Here is a 16,167-nt window from a genome sequence, read left to right as displayed (position 1 = left end):
GCCGTAGGACGGGCCGGGCTGGGCGCCCGGACCGCCGCCCATCGGCTGGCTGCCGCCGTAGGACGGCGCACCGGCACCGGCCGGAGCCATCGAGGGCGCCGGGGACGGCGGCAGCGACGCGGCGGCCGGCTGACGCGGCGGGGCGAGCGAGTCGTCCGCCTGGGTCTCCAGCTGACGCAGCTGCGACTCCAGGTAGGACTTCAGCCGCGTGCGGTACTCGCGCTCGAAGCCGCGCAGGTCCTCGACCTTGCGCTCCAGCGTGGCGCGGGCGGACTCCAGGGAGCCCATCGCGACGCGGTGCTTCTCCTGCGCGTCCCGCTCCAGGGCGTCCGCCTTGGCGCGGGCGTCCCGCTCGAGACCCTCGGCACGCGAACGCGCCTCGCCGACGATCTTGTTGGCCTCGGAACGGGCCTCGGCGATCGCCTGGTCGGCGGTCTGCTGGGCCAGCGAGAGCACGCGGGCCGCGCTGTCGCCACCGGGACCGCCCTGCTGCTGTCCGGGGAGGCCGGGAGGACCGCCCATGGGGCCGCCCATCGGGCCGCCGGGGCCCATCTGGCCCGGCATCTGGCCCTGCATCGGACCACCGGGGCCCATCTGCCCCTGCATCGGGCCGCCCTGGCCCATCGGCCCGGGACCCTGACCCATGGGGCCGGGACCCTGCGGGCCGCCCTGTCCGCCGGGGCCGGCGGGCAGCTGCGGCGCACCGCTCGGCAGCTGGGGCGGACCACCCATGGGGCCACCCATCTGCTGCTGCGGCGGGCCCGATATGCCGGCGGGCACCGGTCCGCCGGGACCTCGCATGCCCTGCTGGGGCATGCCCTGGGGAGGCGGCCCCTGCTGCCCCTGCTGGTCCTGTGGTTCAGGGGGCTTGCGCATGTTCTGCTGGTTCTGGGCAGCAGCGCGCGTGGCCGCGGCCAGTTTGGCGCGCAGGTCCTCGTTCTCTCGGAGCAGGCGCGTCAGTTCGGCTTCGACCTCGTCGAGGAAGGCATCGACCTCGTCCTCGTCATAGCCTTCTCGGAGGCGGACGGTCGTGAACTGCTTGTTCCGCACGTCCTCGGGGGTCAACGGCATCTCTTCACCTCAACGTAGTCATCGGCAGTCGGCAGGCCCATGTCGTCCACAGTCACCTCAGCGCACTGCCCACGAGGGAGATCAGGATGTAGACAATGATCATCAGTACGAAGAAGGACAGGTCGAGCGCCACGCCCCCGAGACGCAGCGGCGGGATGAACCGCCGCAGAAGCTTGAGCGGTGGATCGGTGACAGTGTAGGTGGCCTCCAGGACGACCACCATCGCCTTGCCGGGTTGCCACGAGCGGGCGAACTGGAAGACGTAGTCCATGACCAGACGGAAGATGAGCACGATGAGGAACACCATCAGCGCGATGTAGATCACCTGCGCGAACACGCTCATGGTCTGTCGGTCCCTCTCCCCTGTGTCCTGCTTCTGTCCGGTCCTGCGTCTCAGCTCTGGTTGAAGAACCCGCCCTCTGCGATACGGGCCTTGTCCTCCGCCGTGACATCGACGTTAGCAGGAGACAGCAGGAACACCTTCTGCGTCACCCGCTCGATACTGCCGTGAAGACCAAACACCAGACCGGCCGCAAAGTCGACAAGTCGCTTCGCGTCCGTGTCATCCATCTCAGTAAGATTCATGATCACCGGGGTGCCCTCACGGAAGTGTTCCCCGATGGTACGGGCCTCGTTGTAGGTCCGCGGGTGAAGTGTGGTGATCCGGTAAGGCTCTCGTTCCGACACGACCTTGGGCATGATCACCGGTGCGTTCTTCTCCAGGTTCGCGCGTTCTTGTGTGATGGACGCCACGGGCGCGATGCGCGCCGGGCGTGCCGATTCAGCGGGAAGCGAAGCGGACCGGGCAACCGGCTCGCGAGGCGGAGGCGGTTGCACGACTCGCACCTCTTCGTCCCTTTGGAGTTGATGTGCCCCATGCAACTGGTGCGACGGTTCGTGCCGCCGGTGGTCCCGTTCGGGCTCCGGGTCGAGTTCGGGCTCGAAGTCGTCGTCTGGGTCAAATCCGCGGCCGTCGTACCCATCGTCCTCCACGAGGCCGAGGTAGACCGCCATCTTGCGCATCGCGCCGGCCATGCTCCGAGTCCTCCTCTGTGGTGGATCCGCTGACGACCGCCAAGTGCCCGCGATCCACAAGGTCCTCAAGTCCGCCCATCAGCGGCAATGACCATATTTTCTACTGTGGTCCGACTTCCTGGCGACGTTACCCGAGCCCGGGGCGGACTCCGAGTACCGCACTGCCGACGCGCACATGTGTCGCTCCGGCCGCAACGGCCTGTTCGAGATCCGTACTCATCCCCGCAGAGACCATTTTCGCAGCCGGATGAGACGTCCGCAGGTCGGTCGACAAATCCATCAAGCGCTCGAACGCTGCCTGTTGCCGCCCGGCGTACTCCCCGGCGAGCGGGGCGACGGTCATCAGCCCGTCCAGCCGCAGCCCTTCGGACCCGGCGATCAGATCGGCCAACTCCGCGACGCCGCCCGGCGCGACACCGCCGCGCTCACCCCGGCCCCCACCCGCCGCGGGCTCATCGGCGTCGAGCGCGACCTGGACGAGGCAGCCGAGTTCGCGTCCGGCCCGCACGGCTTCCCTGGCGAGGGCCGTGACAAGTCGGGCACGGTCGACGGACTGCACGAAATCTGCGTAACCGACCACGGATCGCACCTTGTTGGTCTGAAGCTGTCCGACAAAATGCCAAGAAAGGGGCAGATCAGAGCATTCAGCCGCCTTGGGGGCGGCGTCCTGGTCACGGTTCTCGGCGACATGACGTACACCGAGTTCCGACAGGATCCGCACATCACTGGCGGGGAAGGTCTTGGTGACCACGATCAGGGTCACCTCGTCGCGCCCGCGTCCGGCGGCCGCGCAGGCGGCGGCGATCCGTCGCTCCACATCCGCGAGGTTCGCGGCGAGTTCGTCCCTACGTTCCGTCATGCCCCATCAGTCCAGCCACACATAGCCCGCGAGCCGCCCGGTGGAGCGGTCGCGCCGGTACGAGAAGTGATCGTGCGACTCCAGGGTGCACACCTGCGACCGCTCGCGGTCGCGCACCCCGAGCCGTTCGAGCTGGGCGTGTACGCCCCCGGCCACATCGACCGCCGGCGTACCCCAGCTCGTCTCGGCGTGCGCCGCCGGTTCGACGGCGGCCACGTCGGCGCGCATCCCCTTCGGCACCTCGTAGCACCGGCCGCAGACGGCGGGCCCGGTGCGGGCGAGGATCCGGGCCGGGTCGGCGCCGAGTTCGGTCATGGCCCGCACGGCGGCGGGGACCACCCCCGCGACCAGTCCGGGCCGTCCCGCGTGGGCCGCCGCGGCCACGCCGGCGACGGGGTCGGCGAGCAGCACCGGCACGCAGTCGGCGGTGAGCACGGCGAGGGCGAGGCCCCGTCGCGCGGTGACGACCGCGTCGGCCTCGGGGACCGGATGATCGCCCCACGGCGCGTCGACCACCTTCGCGTCGGCGCCGTGCACCTGGTTCATCCACACCACCCGGGCCGGGTCGAGGCCCAGGGACTTCGCGGCCAGTTCGCGGTTGACGCGTACGGCGCCGGGATCGTCGCCGACCGCTCCGCCGAGGTTGAGCTCCGCATACGGAGCGGCGCTCACCCCGCCCCACCGGTCGGTGAAGGCGAAGTGCGCGCTGCGCACGCTCTCGTGCCGCCCTATCACTTGAGGAAGTCCGGGACGTCCAGTTCCTCGGCCGCGCTGTCCGAGTAGGCCCTCGTCGGCTGGACCGGCGGCTGGGCCACCGGGATGTCACTGACCGGCTCGGGGGCCGGCTCCGGCTCCTCCTTGGGCGTGACGCTGCCGAGCGAGCCGAAGGACGGCCGGCTCTCGGGCTGCCGCGCGGGGGCGGGCTCCTCGCGCTTGGCCGAGGAGGAGCCGAGGACGTTGTCCCGCTTCGCCGGCGGCTGGCCGCCGTCGAAGCCGGCCGCGATCACGGTGACCCGGACCTCGTCGCCCAGGGCGTCGTCGATGACCGCGCCGAAGATGATGTTGGCCTCCGGGTGGGCGGCCTCGCTGACCAGCTGGGCGGCCTCGTTGATCTCGAACAGGCCGAGGTCGGAGCCGCCGGAGATGGAGAGCAGCACGCCCCGGGCGCCGTCGATGGAGGCTTCCAGCAGCGGTGAGGAGATCGCCATCTCGGCCGCCGCCACCGCACGGTCGTCGCCGCGGGCCGAGCCGATGCCCATGAGGGCCGAACCGGCCTCGGACATGACCGACTTCACATCGGCGAAGTCGAGGTTGATCAGGCCGGGCGTGGTGATGAGGTCGGTGATGCCCTGGACACCGGAGAGCAGGACCTGGTCCGCCGACTTGAAGGCGTCCAGGACCGAGACCTGGCGGTCCGAGATGGACAGCAGCCGGTCATTGGGGATGACGATGAGGGTGTCGACCTCTTCGCGGAGCTCGGCGATGCCGTCCTCCGCCTGGTTGGCGCGGCGCCGGCCCTCGAAGGTGAACGGGCGGGTGACCACACCGATGGTGAGAGCGCCGAGCGAGCGGGCGATGTTGGCCACGACGGGCGCGCCGCCGGTGCCGGTGCCGCCGCCTTCGCCGGCCGTCACGAAGACCATGTCGGCCCCCTTGAGGACCTCCTCGATCTCCTCGCGGTGGTCCTCGGCCGCCTTGCGGCCGACAGCCGGGTTGGCTCCGGCGCCGAGTCCGCGGGTGAGTTCACGGCCGACGTCGAGCTTGACGTCGGCGTCGCTCATCAACAGGGCTTGCGCGTCGGTGTTGATGGCGATGAACTCGACGCCCTTGAGACCGACCTCGATCATCCGGTTGATGGCATTGACACCACCGCCGCCGACACCGATGACTTTGATGACTGCGAGGTAGTTCTGCGGTGCTGCCACGTCGAAGGCCTCTCGCCTCGAGTTACGTGTCGCCGTCTCACGGCCTTGCCGCGGTCCGACGACTGATGCCGATGGGGACGGTCCGTATCACCGACCCGAACCCTAACGTTGAAGTTTAGGGTTACCAGTGTGTCTGCTCCCTGGAGTCTTCTGAACAGGACACTAGGTCGACAAGTGGCGCGCGTTCAACGAACACGCCGAACCTCCCGTTTTTCTTTTCACCCTATGTGATCAGCCGTGGCACCGCCCAACCAGGGGGTTGACCTGCACTGATGCACGTCAACCCCCTGATGACGCGGGGGCGGTGGGAACACTCACGTCGAAGTGCCGTGCGTCCGGCGCCACTTTCAGCAGAGCGGTGAGGGTGCGGGCCTTCGCGGCACCCTTCTCGGCGCTCCCCCAGACGACCTCCCTGCCGTCCGTCAACTTCAGCGAGATGTCGTCGTGGGTACGGACGTTGACACTCCGGGTGACCCGGGCGACGGAGTCCGGGACGTCGCGGACGACCCGGACCGCCTCCCGCACCAGCCGCGCCTCGCCGAAGCGGCGCAGGCTCGCGGCCGTGGTGCCGCTTCGGCGGACGGTCAGTTCCAGTCGGGGAACACCTCGGGGAGCCTTCGAAACCGTGGCGTACCGGACACTCTCGGCGTCGATCTCAATGAACTCCCCGCCCTTTTCCATCAGAAGAACCGGGGTGCGCTCGGTGATCTCCAACCCGATTTCGTGCGGCCAGGAACGAATCACGTCAACTGTTCCGATTCGCGGCATTTCCTGGCGGAGTCGCGATGCGATCGCCTCGGTGTCCACCATGGCCAGCGGGTCCCCGAGGGGAACGTCGGCGACCTCGCGCACCTGCCCGGGAGTCAGCACACGGGTTCCGGACACGGAGACCCGCTCCACCCTGGCCAGATCGGAGCCGTACAGCAGCCAGAACGTCCCGCTCCCGAGGAACACCAGGGCGACCGCCAGGATGACGATCAGACGAAAATGCCGCCGCCTCAACCGCCTGACGGGCGGCGGGCCGGACGACTCCCGCTGGCGTCCACCGCGCTCGGCGGTCGTCGATCCGGCCACGAATCCTGCCTCCCGTCATCCGCGTTCACCTACGCGCCCAGGGCCTGTCCTAGTGCCGCGCACGGGCGGCGATCGCCTCGTACACCATGCTGACGAGCAGATCGTCGGCGTCCCGGCGGCCGAACTCGGCGGCAGCGCGGGACATCTCGTACAGCCGGTGCGGGTCGGACAGCACCGGCAGCACGGTCTGCCGCACCCACTCCGGCGTCAGCTCCGCGTCGTCGACCAGCAGGCCGCCGCCGGCCTTGACCACCGGCTGGGCGTTCAGCCGCTGCTCGCCGTTGCCGATCGGCAGCGGAACGTAGGCGGCCGGGAGCCCGACGGCGGAGAGTTCGGCGACGGTCATCGCGCCCGCGCGGCAGAGCATCATGTCGGCCGCGGCGTACGCGAGGTCCATCCGGTCCAGGTAACTTACCGGGATGTAGGGGGGCATTCCCGGCATCTGCTGCACCTGGGGCAGTTCGTTCTTCGGGCCGACCGCGTGCAGGATCTGGATCCCGGCCTGCTGCAGCCACGGCGCGACCTGCTGGACGACCTCGTTCAGCCGGCGGGCGCCCTGCGAGCCGCCGGAGACCAGCAGCGTGGGCAGGTTGGGGTCGAGCCCGAACGCGGCGCGGGCCTCGGGGCGCACGGCGGCCCGGTCCAGGGTGGCCACGGAGCGGCGCAGCGGGATCCCGATGTAGCGGGCGTCGCGCAACTTGCTGTCCGGGGTGGAGACGGCGACCTGGGCCGCGTACCGGGAGCCGATCTTGTTGGCCAGGCCGGGGCGGGCGTTGGCCTCGTGGACGACGATCGGCACACCGAGCCGCTTGGCGGCGAGGTAGCCCGGCAGGGCGACGTAGCCGCCGAAGCCGACCACGGCGTCCGCCTTGGTGCGTTCCAGGATCTGCTCCGTCGCCTTGATGGTGCCGCGCAGCCGGCCCGGGACGGTGATCAGCTCCGGGGTGGGCTTGCGCGGCAGCGGTACGGCGGGGATCAGCGCCAGTTCGTACCCGCGCTCGGGTACCAGACGCGTCTCGAGACCGCGTTCCGTGCCCAGGGCCGTGATGCCCACGGTCGGATCCTGCCTGCGCAGGGCATCCGCGAGGGCGAGCGCGGGCTCGATGTGGCCCGCGGTTCCTCCGCCGGCGAGTACGACATGCACCGAAATTCACCGCTCTCCGGACGAACGTGCCGCCGTGGCGCGCCGTCGCATCGTGTTCCATCTCCGGGGCTGCTGAGAACCCCCGGCCCGCTTTCTACCAAAGCGAGGTTGCCGCATCGCAAGCGCCGCCCGCGCAGCGGGTTCGTCACGCGCGAAGGCGATCAGCAGCCCGATGGCGAACATGGTCGGCAACAGGGCGGACCCCCCGTAGGAGAACAGCGGGAGCGGGACACCGGCGATCGGCAGCAGTCCGAGGACCGCACCGATGTTGATCACGGCCTGCGCCATGATCCAGGTGGTCACGCCTCCCGCGGCATACCTCACGAAGGGGTCCTCCGTGCGTCCGGCCACGCGGATACCCGCATAGCCTAGAGCCGCAAACAGGGCGAGTACCGACAGCGTCCCCGCCAGGCCCAGTTCCTCACCTGTGACGGCGAAGATGAAGTCGGTGTGGGCTTCAGGCAGTTGGCCCCATTTCTCCACACTCGCACCCAGTCCGGAACCGAAGATCCCACCGGACGCGAGGGCGTAGATCCCGTGCACGGCCTGCCAGCAGTCGACGGGACCCTCCTGGGGTTCGGTGGCGCCGAGGCAGGCGAGCCGGGCCATGCGGTTCGGGCTGCTCCTGATGAAGAACGCGCCGATCAGCGTGGCGACGGCCAGCACACCGGCGAACAGCCGGGTGGGGGCCCCCGCCAGCCAGAGCAGGCCGAACAGGATCGCCGTCAGGATGATCGCCGTGCCCATGTCGCCGCCCAGCATGATCAGTCCGAGCAGCATGAAGGCGGCCGGTACGAGCGGCACCAGCATGTGCTTCCACTGGGCCAGCAGCCGTTTGTCCTGCTTGCGGGCGAGCAGATCGGCGCCCCACAGCACCAGGGCGAGCTTGCCGAACTCACTGGGCTGGATCTGGAAGGAGCCGCCGAGTTCGATCCAGTTCTGGTTGCCGTTGACCGCCACCCCTATCCCCGGCACCTGCACCAGGACCATCAGGAAGACGGCGCCCGCGAGGATGGGGTAGGCCAGCGCCCGGTGCAGTTTCACCGGCATCCGGGCGGCCGCGAGCAGCAGCACGACCCCGATGCCGGCGGCCAGGAGCTGCTTGCGGAAGAAGTACGAGCCCGGCAGCGACATCTGCAGCGCGGTGATCTGGGAGGCCGAGTAGACCATCACCAGGCCGAGCACCGTGATCAGCGCGCTGCCGCCGAGGATCACGTAGTAGGCGGTCAGCGGCCGGTCCCAGGCCCTGCGCACCCGTGTGTGGAGGGTGCGGACGGTGTTCCGGCGGGCGGGCCGGGGCGCGGCGGGCGGACGGGGCGCCCGCGGCGCGGGCGGCCGTCCGGTGCGGCTACTGGGCATGGCGGCCTCCGCTGTGCGCCCCACGGTACCTCGACGGTCCCACAGGTCCCTCCCAAGGTCGCCCGGCGCAGGCGGCCGGGTCAGGCACCGAGTTCGCGCACCGCCTGTGCGAACGCCTCACCGCGCCTGTTGTAGTTGGCGAACATGTCCATCGATGCGCAGGCCGGGGCCAGCAGCACCGTGTCGCCGGGCCGTGCGAGCCGCTTCGCCTCCTGGACAGCCTGGAGCATCGCCCCAGTGTCGGTCCGGCCGAGGTCGACCACGGGTACCTCCGGGGCGTGTCGCGCCAGGGCTTCGCGGATCAGCTCGCGGTCCCGGCCGATCAGGACGGCGCCGCGGAGCCGCTCCGCCGCTCCCGCGACCAGTTCGTCGAAGGTGGCGCCCTTGGCGAGTCCGCCGGCGATCCACACGATCGACTCGTAGGCCGCCAACGACGCCTGTGCCGCATGGGTGTTGGTCGCCTTGGAGTCGTCGACATAGGTGACCCCGTCCACATCGGCGACGCGCGCGATGCGGTGGGCGTCCGGGGTGAAGGCCCGCAGCCCGTCCCGTACGGCCGCCGCCGGTACCCCGAAGGCGCGCGCGAGGGCGGCCGCGGCAAGGGCGTTGGCGATGTTGTGCGGGGCGGGCGGGTCGACGTCGGTGACCTCGGCGAGTTCCTGGGCGTTCCCGTACCGGTCCTCGACGAAGGCGCGGTCGACCAGGATGCCCTCGACGACGCCGAGTTGGGAGGGGCCGGGGGTGCCGAGGGTGAAGCCGACGGCGCGGCAGCCCTCCTCGACGTCGGCCGCGCGGACCAGGTCCTCGGTGGACGGCTTGTCGGTGGCGTCGGCGTTGTAGACGCAGGCGATCCGATTGCCCTCGTAGACACGGCCCTTGTCGGCGGCGTACGCCTCCATGGAGCCGTGCCAGTCGAGGTGGTCGGGGGCGAGGTTCAACACCGCCGCCGAGTGGGCGCGCAGGGACGGCGCCCAGTGGAGCTGGTAGCTGGACAGCTCCACGGCGAGCACGTCGTACTGCTCCTCGCCGGTGACGACGTCGAGCAGGGAGACGCCGATGTTGCCGACGGCGGCCGTGCGCAGGCCTGCGGCGCGGAGGATCGACGCGAGCATCTGGACGGTCGTGGTCTTGCCGTTGGTGCCGGTGACCGCGAGCCAGGGCGCCGCGTCGGGCTTCCTGAGCCGCCAGGCGAGTTCGACGTCGCCCCACACCGGCACCCCGGCCTTCTCCGCCGCCGCGAACAGCGGCTTGTCCGGCTTCCAGCCGGGGGCGGTGACGATCAGCTCGGTGCCGTCGGGCAGGGTCGCGCCGTCACCGAGGCGCACGGCGATGCCGAGCGCCTCCAGTTCGGCGGCCTGCTCCCGGGCGCGTGCGTCGTCGCCGTCGTTGACGACGGTGACCCTCGCGCCGAGCCCGTGCAGCACCTTCGCCGCCGGGACACCGGAGACGCCGAGCCCGGCCACGGTGACGTGCTTGCCCTGCCAGTCGGTCACTTGTCCGCTGCCCATCCCGCGTAGAAGATGCCGAGTCCGACGATCACACAGATGCCCTGGATGATCCAGAAGCGGACCACCACAAGGACTTCGGACCACCCCTTGAGTTCGAAGTGGTGCTGGAGTGGCGCCATCCGGAAGACGCGCTTCCCGGTGAGCTTGAAGGAGCCGACCTGGATGACCACCGACATGGTGATGAGGACGAACAGGCCGCCCAGGATGGCGAGCAGCAGCTCGGTGCGGGAGCAGATCGCGAGGCCCGCGAGGACGCCGCCGAGCGCCAGCGAACCGGTGTCGCCCATGAAGATCTTGGCCGGCGAGGTGTTCCACCACAGGAAGCCGAGGCAGGAACCCATCAGCGCGGAGGCGACCACCGCGAGGTCCAGGGGGTCTCTCACCTCGTAGCAGGCACCCGGGTTGGTCAGGGTCGTCGCGTTGGCGCAGGACTCCTGGAACTGCCAGACGCCGATGAAGGTGTAGGCGCCGAAGACGAGGACAGAGGCTCCGGTGGCCAGACCGTCCAGACCGTCGGTCAGGTTCACGCCGTTCGACATCGCGAGGATCATGAACAGCGCCCAGACGACGAACAGCACCGGGCCGATGGTCCAGCCGAAGTCCGTGATGAACGACAGCTTCGTGGAGGCCGGGGTCTGGCCGCGGGAGTCCGCGAACTGCAGGGAGAGCACCGCGAAGGCGATGCCGACGATCAGCTGGCCGGCCATCTTCGCTTTGGCCCGCAGGCCCAGCGAACGCCGCTTGACGATCTTGATGTAGTCGTCCAGGAAGCCGACCAGGCCCATGCCCACCATCAGGCCGAGCACCAGCAGACCCGAGAAGGTCGGCGACGTGTCGGCCTCGGGGTCCAGGGAGCTCGTGATCAGCTTGGCCAGGAAGTACGCGGCGACCGTCGCCAGGATGAAGGCGATGCCGCCCATGGTCGGCGTACCGCGCTTGCTGGCGTGCTCGCGCGGGCCGTCGTCACGGATGTACTGCCCGTACCCCTTGCGGGCGAGCAGCTTGATCAGCAGCGGGGTGCCGACCAGCGTCAGGAAGAGGCCAATGACTCCTGCGAACAGGATCTGCTTCATCATCGGGTGACGACCTCACCCTCGGTACCGGTCGCGAGCAGCGCCTGCGCCACGCTCTCGAGACCGACCGAACGGGACGCCTTCACGAGAACGACGTCTCCCTGGCGCAATTCGCTGCGCAACAGGTCGACTGCCGCCTGTGCGTCGGACACGTGCACCGACTCCTCACCCCACGAACCCTCGTTATATGCGCCCAGTTGCAGCCAGGCGGCTTCCCTGCCCCCGACCGCGACGAGCTTGCTGACGTTGAGCCGGACGGCGAGCCGTCCGACCGCGTCGTGCTCGGCGAGCGCCTCGTCCCCGAGCTCGGCCATCTTGCCGAGCACCGCCCACGTACGGCCCCCCTTCGCCTGTGAGGCTTTGCCCATGGCCGCGAGCGCGCGCAGGGCGGCTCGCATGGACTCGGGGTTCGCGTTGTAGGCGTCGTTGACGACCGTCACGCCGTCCGGGCGCTCGGTGACCTCCATCCGCCAGCGGGAGAGGGAGCCCGCCTCGGAGAGCGCGAGTGCAATCTCTTCTGCGGACATGCCCAACTCGTGGGCGACGGCGGCCGCGGCGAGCGCGTTCGACACGTGATGCTCACCGTACAGGCGCATGGTCACATCGCTTGCACCGGAGGGTGTGTGAAGCCTGAAAGAGGGCTGTCCGCTGTCCGTGAGTCGCACGTTCTCGGCCCGAACGTCCGCTTCGTCGGTCTCTCCGAAAAGAAGCACCTTCGCCTTCGTACGGGACTCCATGGCGCGTACGAGCGGGTCGTCCGCGTTGAGGATCGCGGTGCCGCCCTCCTCGGCCGACGGCAGGGCTTCCACCATCTCGCCCTTGGCCTGGGCGATCTGCTCCCGGCCGCCGAACTCGCCGATGTGGGAGGTGCCGACATTGAGGACGAGGCCGACCTTCGGGGGCGTCAGGCCGGTGAGGTACCGGATGTGACCGATCCCGCGGGCGCCCATCTCCAGCACGAGGAACTTCGTCTCCTCGGTGGCGGTGAGCGCGGTCAGCGGCAGCCCGATCTCGTTGTTGAGCGATCCGGGGGTGAAGACGGTGGGCGCCTTGCGCCGCAGCACCTGCGCGATGAGGTCCTTGGTGCTGGTCTTGCCGGACGAGCCGGTGAGCGCGACGAGGGTCGCGCCGAGGCGCCGCACGACGTGCCGGGCGAGGGCGCCCAGCGCTCTCTGGACGTCGTCGACGACGATCGCGGGCACGCCCACGGGGCGGGAGGCGAGCACGGCGGCCGCGCCCGCCTCGACGACCGCGGCCGCGAAGTCGTGGCCGTCCACGCGTTCGCCGACGAAGGCGACGAAGAGGCTGCCCGGGCCCGCCTCCCGCGAGTCCCGGACGACACCTCCGGTGACCTGGACGGACGGATCCGGTATGTCGTGCGTCTGCCCGCCGACGACTTCGGCGATCTCGGCGAGGGAGAGGGCGATCACAAGTTCATCCCTGGGTCTGCTGGATAGCTTCGCGGAGCACCTGGCGGTCGTCGAAGGGACGCACCACCCCGGCGATGTCCTGCCCCTGCTCGTGGCCCTTGCCCGCGACCAGCACGGCGTCGCCGGGCTGCGCGCGGGCGACGGCGGCGGCGATCGCCGCGGCCCGGTCCTCGAAGACCTGCACCTCACCGCGCTCGTGGGCGGGCACGGAGGCCGCGCCCTGGAGCATGGCGGCGAGGATGGCGAGGGGGTCCTCGGAGCGGGGGTTGTCGGAGGTCAGTACGGCGGTGTCGGCGAGCCGGGCCGCCGCGGCGCCCATCGGCTCGCGCTTGGTGACGTCCCGGTCGCCGCCGCAGCCGAGCACCACGTGCACCTTGCCCTCGGTGACCCTGCGCAGGGCGCGCAGCACCGACTCGACGGCGTCGGTCTTGTGGGCGTAGTCGACCACCGCGAGGTACGGCTGGCCCTCGTCCACCCGCTCCAGCCGGCCGGGCACGCCGGGGACGGCGGCGACACCGTCGGCGGCGGCCTGCGGGTCGAGTCCGGCGGCGGCGAGAGCGACGATCGCGGCGAGGGTGTTGGCCACGTTGAACGGGCCCGGCAGCGGCGACCGGGCGGTGATCCGCTCGTCATCGGGCCCGATCACGGTGAACGTCGAGTCGGTCGGGCCGACCTCGACGTCCTCGGCGCGCCAGTCGGCGTCGGGGTGCCCCTCCGCGGAGTAGGTGATGACGGGGACGCCGGCCTCCTTGGTGAGGCGGCGGCCGTACTCGTCGTCGGCGTTGACCACGGCGAGCCGGCTGCGCTGCGGGGTGAACAGCTGTGCCTTGGCCCTGAAGTAGTCCTCCATGTCGGAGTGGAACTCCATGTGTTCCGGGCTGAGGTTGGTGAAGACGGCGATGTCGAAGACACAGGCGTCCACCCGGCCCAGCACCAGGGCATGGCTGGAGACCTCCATGGCGACCGCGTCGACCCCGCGTTCACGCATGACGGCGAACAGGGCCTGGAGGTCGGGGGCTTCCGGCGTGGTGCGCTCGGACTTGATGCGCTCGTCCCCCACCCGCATCTCGACGGTGCCGATCAAACCCGTGCTGTGCACGGACCTGAGGCCCCCCTCGACGAGATAGGCGGTGGTGGTCTTGCCGGAGGTGCCGGTGATGCCGATCTGGAGCAGCTCGCGGCCCGGGTGGCCGTAGATCGTGGCCGCCAGTTCGCCCATCTCCCCGCGGGGGTCGTCGACCACCAGCGCGGGCAGCCCGGCCGCGGCGACGCGTTCGGCACCGCTCGGGTCGGTGAGCACGGCGACCGCGCCGAGGCCCGCGGCCTGGGTGACGAAGTCGGCACCGTGCGCGCGGGCGCCGGGGAGGGCGGCGTACAGGTCGCCGGGACGCACGGCGCGCGAGTCATGGGTGATGCCCGTGACGTCGACGGTCCGGGACGGTGCGGTGACACCCAGTTGACCGGCGAGTTCCGCGAGGGGTGTGGCGGACACCCGCGCCGGCCGGGGCGGCCCGGGAAATGTCACGGGTTGGCCCTTCTGAGTGGTTTGCGACTGATCAGCGTGTGGCACGGCGGTGAGCGTACCGGGCGCACCCGTCGCGGAGCCAAAGCGGGGCTCGCCCGCGGCCCCGTCCGGCGGGGGTGACGGGGGGAGCGGCGTGGACGAGGGGTCCGGTACACGGCGGGGGGTGTCCCGGTTCCCGGGATCGGGGGTGATCGTTGTCACGGGCTGTTCCTGGGTGGTTCCGTGCCGGCCGGACGCGAGGGGTTCGCGGCCGGTCAGCGTTTGAAGGTGACCGGGAGGTTGGCCGGTTCGGCACCGGTCGGCGGTACCTGGAGGGTCTTGAGGGCGAACTCCATGACCTTCTTGTAGACGGGTCCGCAGATCTGGCCGCCGAAGTAACTGCCCTCGGTGGCGTTCTGGATGGCGCAGTAGACGGTGATCCGGGGCTTGTCGGCGGGTGCGAACCCGGCGAAGGAGGAGGTGTAGCCGTGGTACTTGCCGGTGGCCGGATCCACGCGGTTGGCCGTCCCCGTCTTCCCCGCGACCCGGTAGCCGGGGATGCGCGCCTTGGTTCCGGTGCCCTCCTCGTCGTCCACGACCGACTCCAGCATCCGGGCGAGGGTCTTCGCCGTCTTCTCGCTGACCACCCGTGACTTCTCGGGCTCCGGGGCGGGGGTGAAGCGTCCGTCGGGTCCCTTGGTGCCGCGTACGAGCGTGGGTTCGATGCGTACGCCGCCGTTGGCGATGGTCGAGTAGACGGACGCGGCCTGCATGGCGTTGACGGACACGCCCTGGCCGAAAGGAATCGTGTACTGCTGCGAGGTCGACCAGGCGTCGGGCGGGGCGAGGATGCCCTTGGTCTCGCCGGGGAAGCCGAGTCCGGTGTGGTCGCCGAGGCCGAACTTGCGCAGGTAGTCGTAGAGGACCTTGTTGGCCTGGGCCTGGGTCTTGCCGAGCTGGCCGGTGGCCAGGATGGTGCCGATGTTGCTGGACTTGGCGAGCACCCCGTTGAGCGTCAGGTACCAGGTCGGGTGGTCGATGTCGTCCTTGAACAGCCGGTCGCCGCGGTGCAGCCGGTTGGGCACGACGACGTGCGTCTGCGGGGTGGCCGCCTCCTCCTCCAGCACGGCCGCCATCGACATGACCTTGGCGGTGGAGCCGGGCTCGAAGGCGTCCTGGAGGGCCGCGTTGCCGAGCGCCGCCGGATCGGCCTCGGAGAGGTCGCCCGGATCGAACCCGGGCGCGTTGGCCATGGCGAGGACCTCACCGGTGCGGGTGTCCTGGACGATGACGTAGCCGCGGTCGGCCGCGGACTCCTCGACCTGCTCGCTGATGGCGTTCTGCGCGGCCCACTGGATGTCGCGGTCGATGGTGAGCTCGACGTTGCTGCCGGGCACGGCCGGTGTCTCGCTGGACCCCGCGGTCGGCACCAGACGGCCGCCGGACTGGACGAAGCGGATGCTGCCGTCCTCACCGGCCAGCCGCTTGTCCAGCTGGAGTTCGATGCCGCCGCCGCCCTTGCCCTCGGCGTTGACCCAGCCCAGTATCCCGGCGGCGAGTTTGTTGTTCGGGTAGACCCGCTTGCTGGTGGGCACGGACAGGACGCCCGCGAGGACGTTGGCGGAGGAGGTGTCGGTCTCCGCCTTCTTCGCCAGCGCGGCCTTCAGGTCCTTGATCTGCTTCCAGACCTGCGGGGTCTGGCGGCTCGCGAGTTTGACGTAGCGCAGGGCCTTGTTGTCCGGCCGCAGCTTCTCGACCAGCTTGTCCTGGTCCTGGCCGAGGATCGGGGCGAGGAGGGCGGCGGCCTGTTCGGGGCCGTCGGCGATCTCCAGCTGGTCGGGGGCGAACATCGTGGGGTCGGCGGTGATGTCGTAGGCGTCCTCGCTGGTCGCCAGGGCGACGCCGTTGCGGTCGGTGATCTCGCCGCGCTCGGCGTCCAGCACCTGGCCGACCTGGAGGTTCTGTCCGGCCTTCGCCGCATAGGTGTCGGCCTCGACGGCCTGCACCTGGAGCAGGCGTACGACGAAGACGCCCAGGACGAGGGTCAGGGCCAGGCCGACCATGCGCAGGCGGGGGCGCGGGCTGCCCAGCCGGAGGGCCTTCGGGGCCGCCGGGCGGGGCGGGGCGGGGCGGCGGGCCGGGCGGTGGCCGGGCCCGGGGTGCTGCCGGGCGCTCGGGCGGGMGG

General features: G+C 70.5%; 14 protein-coding genes. All 14 read right to left on the bottom strand.

The annotated features are described in order from the left end of the window. The coding region (locus tag DIZ27_RS41655) for a DivIVA domain-containing protein (RefSeq protein ID WP_109383521.1) at positions 1–1,071 on the bottom strand (1,071 nt) is incomplete at its 3' end. Between the two features lie 52 nt (positions 1,072–1,123). Further along, positions 1,124–1,414, bottom strand: a complete 291-nt coding sequence (locus DIZ27_RS41650) for a YggT family protein (protein ID WP_109383520.1) — start codon at positions 1,412–1,414, stop codon at positions 1,124–1,126. Between the two features lie 50 nt (positions 1,415–1,464). Then, entirely contained in the window at positions 1,465–2,106 is a 642-nt protein-coding gene (locus tag DIZ27_RS41645; protein ID WP_109383519.1) for a cell division protein SepF, read from the bottom strand. A 127-nt stretch (positions 2,107–2,233) separates the two neighbouring features. Continuing rightward, entirely contained in the window at positions 2,234–2,965 is a 732-nt protein-coding gene (locus tag DIZ27_RS41640; RefSeq protein WP_109383518.1) for a YggS family pyridoxal phosphate-dependent enzyme, read from the bottom strand. A 6-nt stretch (positions 2,966–2,971) separates the two neighbouring features. Then, positions 2,972–3,679, bottom strand: a complete 708-nt coding sequence (gene pgeF / locus DIZ27_RS41635) for a peptidoglycan editing factor PgeF (protein WP_375232073.1) — start codon at positions 3,677–3,679, stop codon at positions 2,972–2,974. Positions 3,680–3,696: 17 nt separating this feature from the next. Further along, positions 3,697–4,890, bottom strand: coding sequence for a cell division protein FtsZ (gene ftsZ, locus DIZ27_RS41630; RefSeq protein ID WP_109383516.1), 1,194 nt, complete (start codon positions 4,888–4,890; stop codon positions 3,697–3,699). A 279-nt stretch (positions 4,891–5,169) separates the two neighbouring features. Next, the gene (locus DIZ27_RS41625; RefSeq protein WP_109383515.1) at positions 5,170–5,964 is read right to left on the bottom strand and encodes a cell division protein FtsQ/DivIB; all 795 of its coding nucleotides are present in this window, start codon (positions 5,962–5,964) and stop codon (positions 5,170–5,172) included. 49 nt (positions 5,965–6,013) lie between these two features. Then, on the bottom strand, positions 6,014–7,108 hold the full coding sequence (gene murG / locus DIZ27_RS41620) for an undecaprenyldiphospho-muramoylpentapeptide beta-N-acetylglucosaminyltransferase (RefSeq protein WP_109383514.1): 1,095 nt from the start codon (positions 7,106–7,108) through the stop codon (positions 6,014–6,016). A 6-nt stretch (positions 7,109–7,114) separates the two neighbouring features. Beyond that, positions 7,115–8,467 (bottom strand): putative lipid II flippase FtsW, encoded by a 1,353-nt coding sequence (gene ftsW / locus DIZ27_RS41615; RefSeq protein WP_109383513.1) that lies wholly within the window; start codon positions 8,465–8,467, stop codon positions 7,115–7,117. 80 nt (positions 8,468–8,547) lie between these two features. Then, positions 8,548–9,975 carry a UDP-N-acetylmuramoyl-L-alanine--D-glutamate ligase gene (gene murD / locus DIZ27_RS41610; RefSeq protein WP_109383512.1) on the bottom strand — a complete coding sequence of 476 codons (1,428 nt, stop codon included), beginning with the start codon at positions 9,973–9,975 and terminating at the stop codon, positions 8,548–8,550. Continuing rightward, the gene (gene mraY, locus DIZ27_RS41605; protein WP_109383523.1) at positions 9,957–11,048 is read right to left on the bottom strand and encodes a phospho-N-acetylmuramoyl-pentapeptide-transferase; all 1,092 of its coding nucleotides are present in this window, start codon (positions 11,046–11,048) and stop codon (positions 9,957–9,959) included. The genes murD and mraY overlap by 19 nt, the downstream gene beginning before the upstream one ends. Then, on the bottom strand, positions 11,048–12,478 hold the full coding sequence (murF, locus tag DIZ27_RS41600) for a UDP-N-acetylmuramoyl-tripeptide--D-alanyl-D-alanine ligase (RefSeq protein WP_109383511.1): 1,431 nt from the start codon (positions 12,476–12,478) through the stop codon (positions 11,048–11,050). The genes mraY and murF overlap by 1 nt, the downstream gene beginning before the upstream one ends. Positions 12,479–12,482: 4 nt before the next feature. Continuing rightward, positions 12,483–14,003 (bottom strand): UDP-N-acetylmuramoyl-L-alanyl-D-glutamate--2,6-diaminopimelate ligase, encoded by a 1,521-nt coding sequence (locus DIZ27_RS41595; protein ID WP_109383510.1) that lies wholly within the window; start codon positions 14,001–14,003, stop codon positions 12,483–12,485. Positions 14,004–14,257: 254 nt separating this feature from the next. Further along, positions 14,258–16,167: penicillin-binding protein 2 (locus DIZ27_RS41590; RefSeq protein WP_181383967.1), on the bottom strand; the 1,910-nt coding region annotated here is incomplete at its 5' end.

Source organism: Streptomyces sp. NWU339 (assembly GCF_003143855.1).
Classification (GTDB): Bacteria; Actinomycetota; Actinomycetes; order Streptomycetales; family Streptomycetaceae; genus Streptomyces.
The sequence above is the reverse complement of the archived record's forward strand: the minus strand, read 5'-3'. Positions and strand labels throughout refer to the sequence as shown.